The sequence below is a fragment of the Pseudanabaena sp. Chao 1811 genome (assembly GCF_027942295.1).
Classification (GTDB): Bacteria; Cyanobacteriota; Cyanobacteriia; order Pseudanabaenales; family Pseudanabaenaceae; genus Pseudanabaena.
Map to the genome: position 1 here is coordinate 3,167,516 of NZ_CP101416.1, position 19,588 is coordinate 3,187,103.

The 19,588-nt window shown below is 43.7% G+C and carries 17 protein-coding genes and 1 tRNA gene; 9 read left to right on the top strand and 9 right to left on the bottom strand.

The features are described 5' to 3' along the window. Positions 1–52: 52 nt before the first annotated feature. Entirely contained in the window at positions 53–883 is an 831-nt protein-coding gene (gene menB / locus NMG48_RS14535) for a 1,4-dihydroxy-2-naphthoyl-CoA synthase (RefSeq protein ID WP_271252225.1), read from the bottom strand. Between the two features lie 608 nt (positions 884–1,491). Here menB and NMG48_RS14540 point away from each other — a divergent pair. The 3 genes from NMG48_RS14540 to petM all read left to right on the top strand — a co-directional run bounded on the left by NMG48_RS14540 (position 1,492) and on the right by petM (position 2,913). After that, entirely contained in the window at positions 1,492–1,779 is a 288-nt protein-coding gene (locus NMG48_RS14540) for a hypothetical protein (RefSeq protein WP_271252226.1), read from the top strand. Further along, entirely contained in the window at positions 1,713–2,627 is a 915-nt protein-coding gene (locus NMG48_RS14545) for a hypothetical protein (protein ID WP_271252227.1), read from the top strand. The genes NMG48_RS14540 and NMG48_RS14545 overlap by 67 nt, the downstream gene beginning before the upstream one ends. A gap of 175 nt (positions 2,628–2,802) precedes the next feature. After that, entirely contained in the window at positions 2,803–2,913 is a 111-nt protein-coding gene (gene petM / locus NMG48_RS14550; RefSeq protein ID WP_126385698.1) for a cytochrome b6-f complex subunit PetM, read from the top strand. Positions 2,914–2,983: 70 nt separating this feature from the next. Here petM and plsY read toward each other — a convergent pair whose 3' ends face one another. Beyond that, positions 2,984–3,625: a glycerol-3-phosphate 1-O-acyltransferase PlsY gene (gene plsY, locus NMG48_RS14555; protein ID WP_271252228.1), complete on the bottom strand. Its 642-nt coding sequence runs from the start codon at positions 3,623–3,625 to the stop codon at positions 2,984–2,986. A gap of 110 nt (positions 3,626–3,735) precedes the next feature. Continuing rightward, positions 3,736–3,942 carry a hypothetical protein gene (locus NMG48_RS14560; protein ID WP_271252229.1) on the bottom strand — a complete coding sequence of 69 codons (207 nt, stop codon included), beginning with the start codon at positions 3,940–3,942 and terminating at the stop codon, positions 3,736–3,738. 658 nt (positions 3,943–4,600) lie between these two features. Between NMG48_RS14560 and NMG48_RS14565 the strand changes: the two genes are divergently transcribed. The 3 genes from NMG48_RS14565 to NMG48_RS14575 all read left to right on the top strand — a co-directional run bounded on the left by NMG48_RS14565 (position 4,601) and on the right by NMG48_RS14575 (position 8,744). Further along, the gene (locus NMG48_RS14565; protein ID WP_271252230.1) at positions 4,601–6,283 is read left to right on the top strand and encodes a DUF6930 domain-containing protein; all 1,683 of its coding nucleotides are present in this window, start codon (positions 4,601–4,603) and stop codon (positions 6,281–6,283) included. A gap of 68 nt (positions 6,284–6,351) precedes the next feature. Further along, positions 6,352–7,401, top strand: a complete 1,050-nt coding sequence (locus tag NMG48_RS14570) for a thiamine phosphate synthase (protein WP_271252231.1) — start codon at positions 6,352–6,354, stop codon at positions 7,399–7,401. A gap of 161 nt (positions 7,402–7,562) precedes the next feature. Beyond that, complete coding sequence (locus NMG48_RS14575; RefSeq protein ID WP_271252232.1) at positions 7,563–8,744, top strand: RtcB family protein; 1,182 nt, start codon at positions 7,563–7,565, stop codon at positions 8,742–8,744. 40 nt (positions 8,745–8,784) lie between these two features. Here NMG48_RS14575 and NMG48_RS14580 read toward each other — a convergent pair. The 6 genes from NMG48_RS14580 to NMG48_RS14605 all read right to left on the bottom strand — a co-directional run bounded on the left by NMG48_RS14580 (position 8,785) and on the right by NMG48_RS14605 (position 13,907). Further along, positions 8,785–8,871 (bottom strand) — tRNA-Ser (locus NMG48_RS14580). A 126-nt stretch (positions 8,872–8,997) separates the two neighbouring features. Next, positions 8,998–10,149, bottom strand: a complete 1,152-nt coding sequence (locus NMG48_RS14585) for an ISAs1 family transposase (RefSeq protein ID WP_271252233.1) — start codon at positions 10,147–10,149, stop codon at positions 8,998–9,000. 128 nt (positions 10,150–10,277) lie between these two features. Further along, positions 10,278–11,375, bottom strand: a complete 1,098-nt coding sequence (locus tag NMG48_RS14590; RefSeq protein ID WP_271252234.1) for a WD40 repeat domain-containing protein — start codon at positions 11,373–11,375, stop codon at positions 10,278–10,280. Positions 11,376–11,499: 124 nt separating this feature from the next. After that, positions 11,500–12,393, bottom strand: a complete 894-nt coding sequence (locus NMG48_RS14595; RefSeq protein WP_271252235.1) for a hypothetical protein — start codon at positions 12,391–12,393, stop codon at positions 11,500–11,502. A 90-nt stretch (positions 12,394–12,483) separates the two neighbouring features. Then, positions 12,484–13,425 (bottom strand): hypothetical protein, encoded by a 942-nt coding sequence (locus NMG48_RS14600; protein WP_271252236.1) that lies wholly within the window; start codon positions 13,423–13,425, stop codon positions 12,484–12,486. 14 nt (positions 13,426–13,439) lie between these two features. Beyond that, a complete protein-coding gene (locus NMG48_RS14605) occupies positions 13,440–13,907 on the bottom strand; it encodes a hypothetical protein (protein WP_271252237.1) in 468 nt (155 codons plus the stop codon). Positions 13,908–14,145: 238 nt separating this feature from the next. Between NMG48_RS14605 and NMG48_RS14610 the strand changes: the two genes are divergently transcribed. The 3 genes from NMG48_RS14610 to NMG48_RS14620 all read left to right on the top strand — a co-directional run bounded on the left by NMG48_RS14610 (position 14,146) and on the right by NMG48_RS14620 (position 19,483). After that, positions 14,146–14,610: a hypothetical protein gene (locus tag NMG48_RS14610; RefSeq protein WP_271252238.1), complete on the top strand. Its 465-nt coding sequence runs from the start codon at positions 14,146–14,148 to the stop codon at positions 14,608–14,610. 224 nt (positions 14,611–14,834) lie between these two features. Then, a complete protein-coding gene (locus NMG48_RS14615) occupies positions 14,835–15,335 on the top strand; it encodes an SRPBCC family protein (RefSeq protein WP_271252239.1) in 501 nt (166 codons plus the stop codon). A gap of 422 nt (positions 15,336–15,757) precedes the next feature. Then, positions 15,758–19,483: a WD40 repeat domain-containing protein gene (locus NMG48_RS14620; RefSeq protein WP_271252240.1), complete on the top strand. Its 3,726-nt coding sequence runs from the start codon at positions 15,758–15,760 to the stop codon at positions 19,481–19,483. The last annotated feature ends 105 nt before the right edge of the window (positions 19,484–19,588 follow it).

The following is a 19,588-nucleotide window of genomic DNA, read 5'->3' on the forward strand; positions in this document are numbered from 1 at the left end:
CGCAGCGTGCGCTACAGGTTTTTGGGTTTTATATTTAATTGCACCCAGCTACTTATGGCAAGTTTGGATATTGGCGAAAGTTGGGCTTGCGCTTTTCAAGAAATGCTTGCTTACCTTCCTGCGCTTCCTGTGTCATATAAAACAATAGCGTCGCATTGCCTGCTAGTTCCTGAATACCTGCCTGTCCATCACATTCAGCATTAAAGGCAGACTTGAGACAACGAATTGCTAAAGGACTCTTATCTAAAATTTCCTGCGCCCATTGAATGCCTTCTGCTTCCAATTGCTCTACGGGTACAACCTTATTCACTAAGCCCATTTCTAAAGCTTCCTGAGCATCATATTGACGGCAGAGATACCAAATCTCGCGTGCCTTCTTCTGTCCTACCAACCTTGCTAAATAGGAAGCTCCAAAACCACCATCAAAACTGCCGACCATTGGGCCAGTTTGTCCAAAAATGGCATTATCCGCCGCGATCGTCAGGTCGCAAACCACATGTAGTACATGACCACCACCGATCGCATAACCCGCTACTAAGGCAATCACAGGCTGAGGCATGGTGCGAATCAGTCGCTGCAAATCAAGCACATTTAATCGTGGTACGCCCGACTCTGAGATATAGCCACCATCGCCACGTACTTTCTGATCACCCCCTGCACAGAAGGCATATTTCCCATCGGGGGCAGGACCTGCACCTGTCAACAAAACTACGCCAATTTCGACATCTTCTCGCGCATCAGCAAAGGCGGCGATCATTTCCGTAATCGTTTTAGGGCGAAAAGCATTACGAACTTGAGGTCGATTGATCGTAATTTTTGCCATTCCATCGGCTTTGTGATAGAGAATGTCTTCAAATTCGGCGGCGAGTTGCCAGTCGGTCATGGGTTTGGATATGAACAGTACAGGGAAAGATCCTATCAAAATCAAGCCCTAAAAAGTAATTTGCTAAGCAAGAAAATGGGAGATGGCGCAATGCGCTATCTCCCGTTTTCTTGTTGAAGGTTGAAGTAGTAAAGAGAAATTCTGGAAAGCGCGGCTTCGCTGCGCTTTCCAAAATTTCTCTGTTTTTTAACTCAGCGTAACGCGCTGTATAGCTGTAAATAGTTGTTAATTTTTGTCTTGGATCATAACGGTGTTTTATAACGTACTAAGCTATATATATGTAGATACAGCTAGAAAAATGAGTTTGGGAGGAAGACAAAATGGTTATTGTATGGAACAGCTTTTTCTTAGGAGTTTTGTCTGCTTTTGCTTGCTCTAGTTTAGTTTTGGGGGTTTTAGTAGCGATCTCTTTAGGTAAATCCCCACTAGAATTCAAATAATCTTCAAATATTTTTCGTGTTTTTGTTCTATCAAAGAATTTACCATAACTTTGGCATAATGATTATAAGAAAGTAGAGTCAGTTTTGACAACTCCTCTACTTTCTAAGTTTTACTTACTAGCGATTGCTATAATTAAAATCTGAATTTTTTTAAGTTAAGGGCAAATAATGGCAACTCCTCACAGGACAAAACAGGTAAATCTTCGTTTTCCTCTGCCTTTATTGAGCCAAATTAAATCTCAAGCTGATGCAAAACAACAGGCGATCGCTGATTGGATTTTAGCGGTAGTTAGTCGCGAATTTGACCAAGATTCCGAAACCATCACCGAAAAAGCAACTGAACCTACTCCTTTTGTTCTACATCCTGATCTTGTGACCTATGTGGATAGTTGCTTGGCTCCATTGCTATCGCAAATTGGAGAACTGAGGACACAATTGGGGGAGTCCAGAGCCTGATTGACAAAGGGAAATCTAGTCAGGCGCATGAATCTGTCCCCAATGAGTCGAGCCGTAGCTCTGAGGCTAATGGCAATCATAAGACAACCAATAATGTTGATAATGCGGGTGTTTGGTCATCTAGCAACGCTAAACCTTTGTTTAATTCTTTAGCAGGATTTGCACTAGAGGTAGGCGATCGCCTATTAATCAATGGGGAGGAAGTCATTTTTAAAGGATGGGTCGATCAATCTCAAACAGCGATTGAGGTAAAGGCGATCGCCGATAATTCCTCTGAAGTCAGAAAAATTCGGGCTAAAGAGATCAAAAGTTTAGCGCGATCGCAAGATATTGCTAGCAACACACCTTCCTCAACAAAACAAGAACCTTCGCAGTCTGGTGATACCAAAGTTGATGCCGCCGCCAATACTGTAGTGAATGAACAAGTGCCTTCAGCCTCAGAGAATCAAAACAGTGGCGATCGCACAAATCTTGACGAAAAATCCTCAAATAATTCAGATCAGCCAGAAGAGACTCCACACATAGAGGAATCGCCTGAAATTCCTAAGGAACCAGAATACAATGCTTGGGAAGTTTGGACTTATCTCGAACGCCAACGAGTGAAGACGCTCAAGCTAATTAATACCTTCCATGCAGAATGGGAGGCAAATCGATTTGTGCGTGAAGCGGAACGTAGTACTCCCCCAAATTTAAGGGTGCATTACGAGATTCGTCCTGTTTTGCTAGATGAGTCTGAACTCAACGGTTCTTATCAAGATGTGGAGAATTCTCATAAATCTCAGGATAATTCACCTGAACGTGAAGAAGAAGATTATGCCGATGCGATCGATGTAGAGGTAATCATTTGATTTTGAGATGCCTATAGACTAGTCTCAAATCCTGAATCTAAAGCTTATATTTTTTGCAGTGCGGCAGCTACACCGCAAAAAATATAAGCTTTAGACCTGCTATATGTGAGCTATCTTTTACTGTAAAATTCCTAAAGCAATATTAAGCAATATTATTTATTTTAAAGAGAAAATTATGGGAGAAATGGTTAACGCAATGGTCTTGTGCATGGTACTGATTCCTGTCGGTATTGCATTTGGCTACTTTTTGCTAAAGCTACAAGGCGAAGAAAAAGAAGAAGCTTAAAAGTCTTTACAAATCAAAGAGGGGTGCTCTGCTTTGCAGCACACCCCTCTTTGTATGAAGAAATCTTTTTTTATGCTTTGGAATCTGACTTGAAGCTTAACTCAGTACCGTTGAGAATACGCTCGATATTAGAACGATGTAGCCAGATTACGAAGATACAGCCTACCGTGACAAAGCTGGAATAAATTACATTGCCCTGCAAAGACCACATGAAGATAGGGGCAGCCGTTGCTGCTGCAATTGAGCTAATGGAAACAGTGCGCCAAATTGCCATTGTTGCTAGCCACACAGAAAAAGCAGCGATCGCCACAATCCAATTCAACATGAATAGAATGCCGACACCTGTTGCTACTGACTTGCCACCCTTAAAACCAAGCCATACAGGGCGACTATGACCAATCAAAGCTAGCATCCCTGCACCAATTACAAACAGAGATAGATTGTCGATCGCTATATTTGCCGTCAAACCTAAACTGGTGCTTAACCAATTCGCTTGCTGCATTAAGTAAATGGCGATCGCCCCTTTTGCAAAATCAGTCGCAAATACACTAATTCCTGCCAACTTACCCACGTTGCGCCAGACATTCGTTGCTCCCGTCGAACCTGAGCCATGCTCACGAATATCAATTCCCGCCATCCTTCCCACCAGATAACCCGTAGGGAAAGATCCTAAAAGATAGGCGATCGCAAGCAAGAAATAAGGAAACCACATAAGTTGTAATTAAAAGCATGAAACTACATAAATTTTAAGGCTCGCTAAGCGAACCTTAAAATTTTATTTTTTATAAAAGGACTGCCCCGAAGGGTAGACTCTTCTAAACATTAGTCAATAGAAATTGATTGTGGACCATCATTTTTGCCACTATTGCTAGCAGAAGATGCTGTAGTCGGCGTTGCCCCTTGCTTTTCTAGCCAACCCTTTAAAGGATCTTGTTGGAGATCGAGCTTAAGAAAGCCCGAAACGAGTCCACCAAAAAATGCAACGGGTTGCCCTAAGAACTCATTGAGAATCGGTTTTAGCTCGTCCATAAGTGTAGAAATTGTAATTTGGGTTAGATAATAGAAATATTAGAAATACTAGTAACTATGCCAAGGGCTGTAAGAATTACTTACTACGATTGTATCTCAATCATCTAGAGATTCTCCATGATATGTAAGAGTGTGCAGCAATTCTCAGTATAAAAATCGGTTTTTTGAAAGCCTGCCGTAGGCAGGCTTTCAAAAAACCGATTTTGGTGCTGGAAACCCTAAAATCGGTTTCATTATGAGAATTGCTGAAGAGTGCGCCCCTACAAGGCAAAATCTTATAAGCCAAGTATCTATCTAAAACTAAAAATGGCGTAACCGTTTTTAGTTTTGAAAATCCCTACTGGGTTTGGTTTTTAATTCATAAAAGTGTGAACACACTTTTGTGAATTGGTACATAGCGCTTTTCAAGCAAGCGAGGTACAGAGGATTGTGTCCCCGCCAGCGGCGGGGACACAATCCTCTACTTCACTAGATTGGTATACGCTATAAGTATAAAGACCCAAGCATAGAACAGTCCCCAACCGTTCATAGATACTTTTTGACTAGTGATTGCTACAATTTCTAATCTTATCTAACAATTTCTAGCCATATCATAGTTAAATCGATCAATGCACTCTTACGAACTTCCGAAGAGTGGCTAATCTAGAGAAAATTTTCGATGACCACGCTAAACCGATCTACTCTTCGTCGCCTTAAAAAACTCAAGCAGTCATCTGCCGTTTGGGAAGGCGATCGCCGTGCTTTACCAGCCAAAATTCGCCAACCACAAGACTCTTCTAATATTATTCCGCTCCACGCCCATGATGAAGAGTCCAAACCCCACTGCATTTTGTGGGTAGATGGCTCGATGGGCATGGTACGGTCGATGGATGTAGTCGATTCGGTTGTGGGGCAAGAGGCTTTTGTCCGTGCCTTATTGCAAGCGATCGAACATCCCCAAAGTCCCGCTCAGCCATCTTTACCGCAAAAGATTTTAGTATGCGATCGCGAACTCCAGTTTTATCTGCGAGGTGTGTTGCAAGATCTCGAAATCTCCGTTGAATATATCGAACGACTGCCTTTAATTGATGAAATTTTTTCGCATATCTTAGAGAGCTTTTCTACAAGTCCTCCCGTTGTACCAGAAAGATTTGCGGCTGCTTTACATCAACAGTCGGAGCAGCTTTGGCATAACGCTCCTTGGAATTCCCTGTGGGATCATCAAGTAATCGCCATTAAGCTAAATAAATGGGATCTAGAAACCCTCTATGCGATCGTTATGGGCAAGATGGGTCTAGAACAGGGCGTAATTTTTTATCGGACAGAAGAGTCTCTAGTCCAGTTTCGACATCGGATCGTTTCAGGCAGTTCTGAAGATGAAATTGAAGAGACTTTTTTACATCAAGACTGTTTGTTTAATTTGTTTGAAACCCCTGACTTGGAAATAGAAGATGATTTCCCCCCATTTCCATTTCGGGGTAAGGTACGTGCCTTGGCTCTTGCTTCTACGCCGATGAAGCCGATCTACGGTGCGCTACATCCCCTTGAAGGTGGTAGACCCTACCTATACGATGAAGAAGCGATCGCTCTGACAGTTGCCCTAGAAGCATTAAATAACTTCTGGGAGCAGTACAGCAAACAGATCAAATCTAGCTTTGGTAATCTCACAGGCACTTACAAGATTTATGCTCCTAGTCTAGATAGTGATGTTGAAGAGAGTATTGAAGTCGTTGTCCAGACGATGCCTGAGCTATCTAACGATTTGCACAACTTGGTTGATGAAGATGATGACGACGATGATTCGCCATTAATTAATGAGGATCTCTGGCCAGAAAATGCCTTGATCCATATGATGACGATCCCTTGGGCGCAGGTAGAGTTTTTACGCAGTACCAATATCCATCGTCAGATCTATGACAAGCCTATAACCGCTACTGCGGCTCAGAAAAGTGAAGGCTTAGCAGGTCTAATGATTCAAACTTCTCGTCCTAAAGCCTTGGAATTGATTGACCAAATTAATAAATTGGGTGGGATTAGAGCTTTATGTTTCAATCCTGCGGAAGATATCCTCGGCAATGCTTGTCAATTGGGATTAATGGTGATGGGCAATGATGATCTGCATCTCTTTGGCGAATTTGATAAAAGAGCCCTCAATAGTGATCATCACAAACGCTGGAAGCAACGTGCCAAAAATACTAAAGGTAATATCTGCGTCATTATTGCGATGGGCATTACAGGTGGTTCGCGGGGCAATCCTGCACCCCAACATATTTTGGGTTATTACGAAATCAAGCTGATGGATGATAAAGAGTTAGGTTTAGGCAAATTACGCGCCGAACCTGCCTTTGACTTCGACTTTTAAACTAAGAGGAGCGTGTTTCGCACGCTCCTCTTAATTAGAAAAAAGAAAAAAATTTCCCTTTTTGCTACATGTCTCAACAAATTATTTATCGCATCCTTGATGCCAATCTCGATCGCGCCCGCGAGGCAATTCGCACCATCGAAGAATGGTGTCGCTTTGGCTTAGAAGATCTCGACCTTTGCGATCGCTGCAAACAGATGCGCCAAGAACTCGCCCAATGGCATCGTGAAGAATTCCGTCGCGCCCGTAATACTCCTGATGACCCTGCCACGGGATTAAGTCACGCGAATGAAGTAAGTCGTGCGGATGTACAGTCTGTATTGCGAGCAAATATGGGACGCTTGCAGGAAGCTCTCAGGGTTTTAGAGGAATATGGCAAAGTTGTTGATCCCAGTTTTGGGGCAGCAATGAAGCAATTGCGGTATCAGGTCTATACCTTAGAGAGCCAATTACTCAGGTATGAAGCAACCAATATTGGACAGATGCGCCGCCAAAAGTTACAAGCGGCAAGTTTATATCTGGTGACTATGCCTGTGGATAATATTGTCTCCGTGGTGGAGTCAGCGCTGCAAGGTGGGGTGCAGATCGTGCAGTATCGCCAAAAGGAAGGAGAAGATGGCACTCGTTTACAGCTTGCCCAGCAACTTTGTGACATTTGCCATAAATACGATGCGCTATTTCTGGTGAACGATCGCGTGGATATTGCGATCGCCGTTGGAGCCGATGGCATCCATGTGGGACAAACGGATTTACCAGTTGCCGCAGTACGTCAAATCCTCAATGCTAATGGTGGTGATGCTTCCCAATACATCATCGGGCAATCCACCACTAATCCTCAAGAATTGGCGATTGCTCTGAATAATCAAGTGGATTATGTCGGTGTTGGCCCCGTCCATGCCACACCCACTAAACCGAATAAGGCAGCCGCAGGTTATGAATATGTCAATTACGCGGCACAAAATATCCAGATACCTTGGTTTGCGATCGGTGGCATCGATGAACATAACTTAGAGGAAGCGATCGCCGCAGGGGCAAAGCGAGTTGCTGTAGTACGTGCCTTGATGAAGGCTGAACATCCTGATCGCGTAGCAAAACAAATGCGATCGCTATTAAAGTAGTCAAAATGTTTGAAAGCACCGCGAAGCGGTGTTTTCAAACATTTCTCTTGGTTTTGCAGCGCAAAGCATTACCTCGCAAGATCATTCCCTCGTAAGGAACATTGCATGATCATGTTTCAATATGTAGTATATATACTACATATTGAAACATCGTTAAAATTATGCCTTTTCAAAAATTAGATATTTCCACACCCAAGCCAGTCTTGTCTTGGGCAGATCATAACCTCGGTCATGCTGAAACTCAAATGGCAAAAAATGTTGCCTCCTTGCCCTTTGTATTCAAACATGTTGCCCTAATGCCCGATGTTCATCTCGGTAAAGGCGCACTCGTAGGTTCCGTCGTTGCTACAAAAGAAGCGATCGTGCCTGCGGCTGTGGGCGTGGACATTGGTTGCGGTATGGCTGCGATCAAAACTCCATTTCACTATGAACAGTTAGAAGGAAAACTCAAGCAAATTCGTTTAGAAATTGAAGCCGCGATTCCTGTCGGTTTTAATGACAATAAAGAAGTAGAAAAGCCTGTCCTCAACTGGCAAGGATGGCGCGAATTCCGCGATCTGCATAGTGGCGTTCAGCACCTAGAAAGCAAAGCGATGAAGCAAATGGGTTCCCTCGGTGGAGGAAATCACTTCATCGAAGTCTGCATAGATACCGATAATCAAATATGGCTAATGCTACATTCTGGTTCTCGGAATATCGGCAATATGCTAGCGCAAAGACATATTGAGACGGCAAAGGATTTAGCAAAACTAGCAGGAACTTCTCTACCCGACAAAGACCTCGCCTATTTTGTAGCAGGTACTTCCGAATTCACTGCTTACTGGCGTGATTTGCAATGGGCGCAAGCATATGCACATTTCAATCGTGATGTCATGATGGCGCGATTTAAGAAGATTATCGAGAAGTATGCTAGCGGTGGTAAACCCTGTAAGCCTTTGCTAACAGTCAATTGTCATCACAACTACGCAGAAAAAGAAACTCATTTTGGTGAAGATGTGTATGTCACGCGCAAAGGTGCAGTGAGAGCGAGAACAGAAGACTATGGCATTATCCCCGGTTCAATGGGAGCAAAATCTTTCATTGTTAAGGGGAAAGGCAATGCTGAAAGTTATTGTTCCTGTTCGCATGGCGCAGGACGGTTGCTATCTCGCAGTAAAGCGAAGGATCAGTTCACTTTAGATGATTTGATTCAGCAGACTAAAGGAATTGAATGTCGCAAGGACACAGGCATCATTGATGAGATTCCTGCGGCTTATAAACCGATTGAGCAAGTGATGAATCAACAATCCGATCTCGTAGAAGTAGTTGCGACTTTGAAGCAGATTATCTGTGTGAAAGGTTGAATAAATAAAAAAGGACTGCGATCGCAGTCCTTTTTTATTACGGAGAGAGGGAGATTCGAACTCCCGTTAGGTGTGACCCTAAATCTGATTTCGAGTCAGACGCATTCAACCACTCTGCCATCTCTCCAATATGCTGTTTTAGCGTCTTTGATTAGCAAAGCAGTTGACACTATATCACAGTATGTGTTCAAAACCAAGTAGGTAAAAACAGCACGTAGGGCAACCGCACACGTTTCTTAACAATTAACGAGATTTAGACAGCGACTATGTTTAAGGCACTTAGGACATCCTTAAGATAGTTATTGTTCCAGCCAGCTTTAAGACGTTTAGTCTTGACCCCGACCTTACTAGTTTTATCTCTTGACAACAAATTTAAACTGATATGACGTATAACAGCTAAGTTTTCGGCAATATAGCCTCGACAGGATTGAGAAGCATCCTCATTAAAGCCAACATCGAGAATCCAATGTAGTCGATTTTCAATACTCCAGTGATTTCTGACAGATTGGGAAAATCTGTGGACATCACTCTCAAGACTAAGCAGATAGTATCGCTGTTCAGTAGAAATAGTTCCATTTATAATTCGATCTGATTCAACCATACCAATACTTTTCAAACCTATCCATTTCTCCGCACCAATTAAGTATTCGGTATTACCCATTGTCCAATAGCGACGGGTTTCAATGCGCCCATGTCCTTTCTCAACCGTTTCATAGAACTGATGTTCAATATTTTTGAAGTTCTGTTCTCGTGCAGAGGTAAATAGTTCACGCACATCTTTATGGAGATTACCTTGATTGCCTTTCAGCGCTAACACATAATCTGCTCCCTCTTCGATGATTGTTTTCGCGATTTCGGTCTGACATCCCATTGCATCTATGCTCACCACTGAACCTCGTATCGCTAACATTTTTAGCAATGATGGAATCGCTGTTATTTCATTGGATTTCTCGTCTACTTTTTTCTGTCCCAATACCAAATGTTGTGATGCTGACCACACACTCACCATATGAATCAGACTACGTGAATTTCCTGATCCCTTTGCCCCTCTCAGAGTTTTGCCATCTATGTTAATCAATTCTCCATCGGTTGATTTATGGACTGCTTCCATCCAACTAATAAAGCTTTTTTGCAATTCTTCTGGCTTTAGTCTCGCAAATAATCTCTCGAATGTATCTACTGATGGTATGCCGTTGGCTAATTCCAAAAATGTCTTTAACCATTCTTCTTTCTCTTTGCCATATTCGGCGATTGCGATGAAATTATCAGCTCCACAGATCACTGCACAAATCGTGATTATCAATATGTCGAGCAGCTTATGCAGGATACCGTGTGCTGCTCTGGGATCTTGCAAGTTCCCAAAGTGGGTTTCGATTAATCCGATGGGGTTGACTGTATCTAGCATTTTGGGCTGCTCATTCTAAATATTCTCTATTCTCTCGTTTCTACCTTTTTCTCCTTGTTAAAAATGCTTACTAGTTTGTTAAGAAACGTGTGCGGTTGCCCTAAAACAGCACGAAGTGCTGTTTTTACCTACCTAAACCCCTTACCCTGTGATGACTCTGTCCAAAGCATTAGCTGACCGTCAGCATTGGCGGCAACTAGCTTTTTGCCCTGTGGTTGCCATTGCAAAGCTGTAATCTCGCCCATCGGAGTCTCAAGCGCCTGTACCCAGTCCTTCGCATTTTTCCAAATGGCGATTCTGCCATTTTCATCGGCGGATGCTAAGGTTTCGGTCTTAGGCTTAAAGGCAACAAAGCCCACAATGTTGTTATGTCCCTTAATGACCTCACCTTCCCAACCAACATTTAAGTCAGCGTGTTTTTCCCATACCACCACATCGGAACCACTTGAGGAAGCTAATAGGGGCGATGTTTTACTAGCTGTCCAGTCAAAGTAGCGAATCTTGCCCGGAAAACCCTGCATCCGCCAAGGAGAAGCATCAAAATCCTTTCCGAGCCACTGCATCACCACCACTAAGTTATCAAGGGTGCTTGCCACTAGATATTCCCCTGAGGGATTCCAAACTATCTTTGCCGCAGCAGTGGGCATTTCAAAGAGAATAGGGTCTTCATACCAATCTTGGGCTGCCCAAACCTTAATCCCTCCATCACCACCAACGGAGAGATACTCACCACTGGGATGCCATGCGATCGCTAAAACCGTTGATTGTTCAAAATGTAAAGTGGTCACAATATCCAGAGTTTCCGCACTCCAGACCTGCACATATTTCCCCAAGCCAAAGGCAAATTCGGAGCGGGTAGGATGCCAAACGAGATGCTCGATCCATGTTTTACCAAGATCGATCGTTGAGGCGATCGCAGGTTGTACTCCTGCCAAGTCCCAGACGCGCACTTTCCCATCCTGTCCCCCAGCCGCCAGCCAACGCCCATCGGCGGAAAATCCCAGACAATCCACAGAAATTTCCGTTGGTGCTTGTAATTCCGTTTGTTTTTGAGCAAGGTCATTCCCTGCCTTTGCCTCATCGATCAGGACGATCTCTCCTGAAGCAGTAGCCGCAGCTAGATATTTACTATTAGCTGACCATGCGATCGTGGTGATGTATTCGCTGAGGGTAAGTTGGGATTGGGGTTTGGAATTCAGGATGAGATTAGTTTTAGGCTTTGGCATAGTCGTTATTATTTTGGCTCACTAAGCATTTTATAGCCATAGCCACTTGTATTGAGTTAAATCAGAAAGCAATCCTAGCAGAGGTGTGCCAAGTACAATATGACTGTCATTTTGTGCCTTTGTATTATTTAGCGATCGCATAGACAGTGCGCCAAGATGTAATTGTGCTTGGGCTGACTTCCGCAACAATGGGACTGCTCAGGTTAAAATTGTTACCCATTGCGGTCATCGCGGATGACATATCTTGGGCTTCGGGATTGAGGGTAGCTCTCACATAGACTGAATTAGGCTGGGCTGCCCGCAGGGTCTGTGAAATTTCAGGAGATACCACAAATCCATCTTTGTTTTTTGTCAGCTTAAAAGCTTTAGAGCTAACTTTAAGTTCCAATTCTTGAGCAGGAATCCGAGACTCTGTAGTAGAAAATTTACAAGAGGGGGTAGCAGATTGTTCTGAGGGTAAAGCATTTCCTACAAGACCGCCAAACATATCCAATGCACCACCAATCATCCCAATGGATTCTGCTCCTGGAATCATTGAAGCCATAGAGGTGAGAGAAGTGAGCGAGCCAAGGGCATTAAGTGGTGAGCCACCATTACTATTGGGCATGGCGATCTGTGGTACACAGGTGCTGATAGAAACTACTATATAGGCTTTTACTAAGGTGGGAGACCATTCCGTAACTAGCGCATTTTCACTGCTGAACATCTGCGCTTCTTCGGCATTAGGACTCTTAGAAGTCGCTACAATTTGGCGATCAAAGACCTTGGTGATATCCCCGTCAAAGGGATCGCGAATAACTACTACTTTCCCCCAAGGAATTTGTGCCTTCTGATTTTGTAAATCAATAGTGGTAATGATGCTGGGCTTGGATGTAGAACTAGATGTAGGAATTCCTGTAGATTCGGTCTTTTCTACTTGGGTTTGAGAATGCGCTGGCTGCACAAATGAAACCATCAATCCCCCGATCGAAATGATAGCAACTAACTTAGTTAATTTAGATAGCATTGACTTCTTCATATTTACACTTAACTACGCTAAAAACGAATTAGCAATGAAATTTTAGTACAAAATTCTAGCGATCGCAAATCTTTCTGGACTTATTCCGACTTAATTTGCCTTATTGGTGGCGATGCGGTTGCGATTGACTGCCAGCTTTTTGCTCAAGAACGCTCCAGTGATCGCAATACCAATGAAAGCGCCACCAATCGGCACGGGGCGAGGCTGAAGCCCGACGAAGCGATTGTTTACAATTTGTCCATCTTTTGAGTTAACAGTCCAACCTTCGGGCAGATTGAATACATCGCCAGACTGAGCAAAGGAAAGCGTATTAAAAAATTTGGCAACACTAAAAGCAGGTGTATTGTTGCGTTCTATTGCTTGCCCTTGTAGTCCAAGACTCAAGCTCACTCTTTGGGTTTGACTGGGATCAAAGGAGAATGTAGGACTGGTGATGAGGTTGTAAATAGTAGGATCGTAGTTAGCCAGCAAGCCTTCACGATAAACCTCTCCATTGACTCGACTTATTCTGCCTTGAGCCGTTACTCCATCGTAACCACTGCCCCATTTAAAGCCTAAGCCAATCGATACAAAGTTAGAAGGGAATGGATTGCTAGGAGCGCCATCACTGTAGAAGTTGCCATCCATTGTTAAATTGAGGGAAGTGGTAATCGTGCGGAGAGTAGTCGTCCCTGAAAATACAAGATCATCTAAGGTGAAAGCTGCACCCGCAAAAGCTCTGGCATCAACCTGATTAGCAAGAGCCTTTGCTTCATACTCCGCTTTGATGATGCCATAACCAGCGTAGCTCCTCGCACTAGCACTTCCATTCTGGTTGCTAACATTTGCGGAAAAGAGGATAGGATTGCTGGCGGTGTCATTAAATGACTGACCTAGATTCACTCCATCTCTATTAAAGAGTGTGGTTTGGCTAATCGATGTAAAACTACTGGCTTCAACGGGTTTAGTCTGAGTGACTAGGGATGTAGCATTAATGCTAGCGAATGAGATCGCAGCGATCGCCACGTTGCGATTGAGAAATTTGGTAATCATGGAAAATCCTAATATTAAGCAGTAGCTTTAATTTCGTTAAGGAAGGCGGCATAAGTGCTAGAGCGCATAAACTGCAAATAGTTTGCTGCCATATCATCGGTAATCAGTTCAATCAGCAGGCTATTCTCTAGCCAAAACTCAATTAGCTGAAAAGGACCGCGATCGCAAAATCTCACCAACCAACCTTCACGAATCCCAATCTCTTCAATCCTTTCGCGACTAATGGGGACAGAAATAGCAGCATGGACAGAATGTAACGCTGGTGCTTGTTCTGTCTCTTTGACCTCAACCTCGGTCATACCTGCCACCCATACGGCTTTTTGGGGTAAAATCTCAATGGCTGTACCATAGGTATCGTCAGCGATCGCAATGTATGCGCCTTGATGGATGGGAAACTCAAAAAACTGTCCATTCATTAATTCGGCAAGTATTTTGGCAACACGAAAGGGGTTGGCGACGGCAATGGATAAATGATGAATCATGGTGATTTACTCCTGTAGTAATTAATGTTGTTTTCCAATTTGGGTTTAATTTGGGTCTAATTTGAGTTTGCTTAACTCCTCACGTTTTTAGTATTGCGGCGATCACTAAATAAGACTAGGGAAGATAAGGTAACTTAAGAGATAAAAATGGTAACTTAAGGTTATTTTGTGCCAATAGTGCTGTGCGAAGCACAGCACTATTGGCTATATCAAACCGATAACTAAGCAGCAGTAACTAATGCCAGAAAAGCGTAATTTGCGGAAAAGGGGTGTCATCTTGACTCCGCATGGTCAAATTAGATTGCAGCAAGCAAGACGGGAAAAGGAAATCGCGGAAAATTTTGCCGATCGCTTTACCCTTGAAGAAATTAGCGATCGCAAGGGGTTATCGATCAAAACTATTACTAAGGTATTGGAGGCAAAAGTCCCCGTAGATAAGCCTACGATTGAGGCGTTTTTTCATGGATTTGGCTTGCTTTTAGAGCGAGATGATTACCAACAGCCCGATCAGACTGAGCTAACGGGGACTTCAGCAACAGCCAATATTTTGTCTAATCAGGAATCAGAAACACAACTAGAACCCCAACCCGAACCGCAATTAGAACCGCGCCCAGAAAGACTATTGCAAATTGACTTTGGCGAATCTCCAGATGTGTCAATGTTCTACGGCAGGCAGCAAGAACTGAATCAATTAATGCAGTGATTAGATTTAGATGTAGATCAAATTGCTGCAACTCAAGAAATTGCGGAACCAGCAAAACGCTTAATTGGTATTTTCGGGATGGGATGCATGGGTAAGCCTTCCATTGTAACCAAACTCTTACATACTGGAGATCTCCCTCGAACTTCCTAAAATTTAGACAATTATCTCTGGCGGAGACTAAAATAAACCCATTAATTACCACTTCCTACAGATCGAGTGAATTTATGCCAAACTTAATGCAGATTCAGAGCAATGCTCAAATAGTTATCAATGCGGAAATTGCAACCGTTTTTGATGCATCAACAGATTGCAAAAATTTGCCAAAATTCTTTACTGGCTATCAAAGTATCCCTGCAATTGTGGGGGCAAAAACTATAGATGAACTGCCTCTTCATGAGGGAAGCATACGAATTGTTGACAATAGTGATGGCTCCTCAATTGAAGAAGTAATCGTCTTGTTGGAAAGACCAAGCACGCAAAAATACAAGTTGATTAAAGGATTTAAACCACCATTTTCTTGGCTAGTCAAAACTGCATCTGGGCAGTGGTCATACGAAGATCTAGATAGCAAAACAAAAGTGATCTGGAATTTTTATTTTGAGATGTCTAATATTTTTGCCTATGCCATTTTTCGCTTGGCAGTGCTGCGTCCATTTCAAAAAGCCCAAGACATCTGTCTGAGAAACTTAAAGGAGTATGTTGAGGGGAGTGACGGCAGATTATAGGTGGTCATTTGCCTGCAAGGACACTCTAACCTTCTCAGGTAATACCAAAACTAAAAATGTCTACGCCATTTTTAGTTTTTAAAATCCTTACTGGGTTTGGTTTTTAATTCACAAAAGTGTTGTCACACTTTCGTGAATTGGTATAAGCTCGAAAGAATCATTGCTTCTGATGCGATCGTTGGTACTCGTTATGATGAGGGGCAAATGCGACGATGGGATTGCTCAGGTTGAGACTGTTGCCCATTTAAGCAGTAAGTTAATGTTATTTTGCGCCTATGGTGCTAAGGTCTTTACAACTTAATAAAGAACCAGTTTTTGGGTGGCGCGGCGAAGCCGCGCCACCCAAAAACTGGGTTCTTATTTTATTGCGAAGCTCTAACACCATGCGCTATGTCAAACCCATAACTAAGCAGCAGTAACTAATGCCAGAAAAGCGTAATTTGCGGAAAAGGGGTGTCATCTTAACTCCGCATGGTCAAATTAGATTGCAGCAAGCAAGGAGGGAAAAGGAAGTCGCGGAAAACTTTGCCGATCGCTTTACCCTTGAGCAAATTAGCGATCGCACGGGGTTATCGATCAAAACTATTACTAAGGTCTTGGAGGCAAAAGTCCCTGTAGATAAGCCCACGATTGAGGCATTTTTTCATGGATTTGGTTTGCTTTTAGAGCGAGATGATTACCAACAGCCTGATCAAACTGAGCTAACGGGGACTTCAGCAACAGCCGATTTTTTGCCTAATCATGCATCAGAAACACAACTAGAGGCGCAAGCAGAAACGCGCCCAGAGAGAATACTGCAAATCGACTTTGGCGAATCTCCAGATGTGTCAATGTTCTACGGCAGGCAGCAAGAACTGAACCAATTAATGCAGTGGTTACATTTAGATCAAGATGCTCAAACTCAAGAGAGTCGGGAACCTGCAAAACGCTTGATTGGTATTTTCGGGATGGGAGGCATGGGCAAAACCTCCCTTGTAACCAAGCTCTTACATGAAGTGATTCAGCAGCAGCAGCAAAATGCCTCCGAACCATTTCGTTACATCATATGGCGATCGCTACGGAATGCCCCTAGTTTCGAGACGATTTTAGGGGATTGGCTAGGAATTTTGTCGGCACAGCAGGAAATTCAGCCCAACTTACAGAAGTTGCTCCAGTATCTCCAAAAGGAACGCTGTCTTTTGGTACTAGATAATTTTGAGACAATTTTGGATCGGGGAATTGTTGGCTTCTATCGTCAAGGCTATGAGGCTTATGGAGAACTGTTGCGGTTAATTGGCGAGACTTCGCATCGTAGTAGTTTGATCATCACCAGTCGCGAGAAAGCTAACGAATTTAATGTTTTGGAAGGAGAAGATTTGCCCGTATGGTCCTTAGCAATTCAGGGATCGGATCAGGCAAGTTTGGGATTGTTGCAATCTAAGGGGATTAAGGGAACTTCTGAACAGGCTAAAATTCTAGGCGATCGCTATGGGAATAGTCCTTTAGCGATCAAAATTATTGCCGCGACAATCCGCGATTTATTTGATGGCGAGATTGCGCTGTTTCTCAAAGAAGATGCAATTCTATTTAGTGGCATTCGCCGCCTATTAGACCAACAATTTATAAGACTTTCAGAACTAGAACAGGCGATTATGTTTTGGTTAGCGATTAATCGCGAATGGACAGATGTGGAAACTCTCTGCACAGATTTATTACCCAATGTTGCGCGTGCCAAAGTATTAGAAGCGATCGCTAGTTTGTATTGGCGGAATCTTATCGAAAAAAGCTTTGAGAATAGCTTGGGAATTTACACGCAGCAACCAATGCTGATGGAATATGTAGTTGAGCGCTTTACCGAACAGGCAAGTACAGAGTTGTTAGAGCGCCATACTCTAGGACTTTTGCATCATTACGCCTTCCTCAAAACCACCGTCAAGGAGCATATTCGCCATAGCCAAAGTCATCTGATCGTAGAGCCGATTGTCCGCCAACTGCAAGCGAGATTAGGTTCCTATCCAGCGATCGCGCAGCACTTAAAATCCATTCTCAATCAAATTCGTCCTCAAAATCTCACCCCAGATCATCAACCCACGCCCAGCTATGCCGCAGGCAATCTCATCAATCTGCTCTGTCATCTCAAACAAGATCTTACAGGTTGTAATTTTGCAGGTTTAGCGATTTGGCACGCCTACGCCCCCAATGTGCCGATGCCCAAAACCAGCTTCGCCCATGCTGAATTCCAACATACTCAGCTAACGGAAACCTTTGGCGCAGTCTTTGCCGTTGCCTATAGTCCCGATGGCAAATTGTTTGCGACAGGCGAGTTAAGCGGTTATTTGCGCCTATGGCGGATCAGCGATGGGCAGTTACTATGGGCAGTGCGTGGTTCGCTGAGTTGGATTCGTACAGTGGCTTTTGCCCCTGATGGTCAAACCTTGGCGATCGGTACAGGCGAACATCTAGTGGCTTTTTTTGAGGTTGCCACTGGTAGAGCCTTGCAAACCCTATCTGGACATACTGACCAAATCCACGCGATCGCCTTCCATCCACAGCAACCCCTCCTTGCTTCAGCCTGTGGCGATCAAACTCTACGGCTATGGGATGTGCAGAACGCCGAATGCTTGCATATTCTCACTGGACATACCGATCAGGTGCAGAGCGTATGTTGGAACTATGCAGGAGATTTGTTAATTAGTGGTAGTAGCGATCGCACAGTGCGAATTTGGCAGCTAGATCCTCAAGGGAATAAAGCCCCGATTTTAGTCCAAACTATTACCCAAGAAACCCATGCTGGACATAGCGATCAGGTCTTTGGTGTGCATTTCCATCCCAATGGGGAAATCTTTGCCAGTGGTAGCGCCGACAATACGGTGAAAATATGGCAATTGTCCCGTAACTTCACTCAAAATACTTCCATCAAACTTCTACATACCCTCAAAGGACATACAGCCCATCTTCTATTTGTGCAGTTTAGCCCCGATGGCGAAATGTTAGCCACAGCCAGCAGTGATATGACTATTCGGCTTTGGGATGCCGCGACAGGAGCGCTATGCAAAACCCTTAAAGCCCATGCCAACTGGGTGAGGGCTGTGCAGTTTAGCCCCGACGGGCGAACAATGCTATCGGGCTGTAGCGACTACACGATCCGTCTCTGGGATTGGCGATCGGGATTGGTTTTGCGAACTTGGATGGGTTATAGCAATTGGATTTGGGGTGCTAAGTTTAGCCATGATAGGAAGACGATCGCCTGTGCTGGGGGTGATCAAACTCTACGACTTTGGGATGTTGCTACGGGTAAATGCGTGCAAACCATTGGCGGTCATACCACTTGGATTTTAGCCGTAGTTTTGGATAGTCAACGCGACTTGGTGGCAACGGGTAGCGGTGATACTACGGTGCGCCTATGGCAAGCCAGCACTGGCAAGCAGCTAAAAATCCTTCAAGGGCATAAGAGTCAGGTGTTATCTGTGCAGTTTAGTCCCACCGATGCCATCCTTGCCAGTAGCAGCAGTGACTATGCTATTCATTTGTGGGAAATTCCAGAAGGAAAGTTATTACGAATTTTAGAGGGACACCAAGACTGGATTCGCTCCATTAGTTTTAGCAATGACGGTCTTTGGTTGGCGAGTGCTGGACAAGATGCCACTGTTAAGCTCTGGAATGTCTATACAGGTGAATGTGTTTACACTTTTAGCCAATTTGAAACTTGGGTTTGGGGTGTTGTCTTTCATCCCAATGGCGAACTATTAGCGATCGCTTCTGCGAATGGGATTACGATCTGGAGTCTAGAGACTAGAGAATTAATCAAAACCTACAGCGCCAGATCGAAATGGATTCGCAGTATAGATATTAGTGCTGATGGCAAATGGTTAGTCGCAGGCGATCAAGATCGACTCATCCATCTATGGAACCTCAAAACTGATGAATTAGTTCACTCTCTCCATGGTCATCAAGATCAAGTTCTATCCGTTCAATTCAGCCAAGATAGCCGCTATATCCTCAGTGGCAGTGCCGATGAAACCGCCAAAATTTGGGATGTGCATACTGGTAAATGTCTTAACACTTTTAAAGCGGAAGGCATTTACGAAGGCATGGATCTCACGGGTGTTAAGGGCTTAACCAATGAGGTGATCGCTATGCTGCAATCTCTCGGTGCTATGAAGTTATAGAGAACTACATACTAACTAGCACAACAGGGCTGGAATTTCTTCCACGTAACATCAGTAAATAAGTAAACCTAAAACCTGAATTGCTTACGAAATAGCAATTCAGGT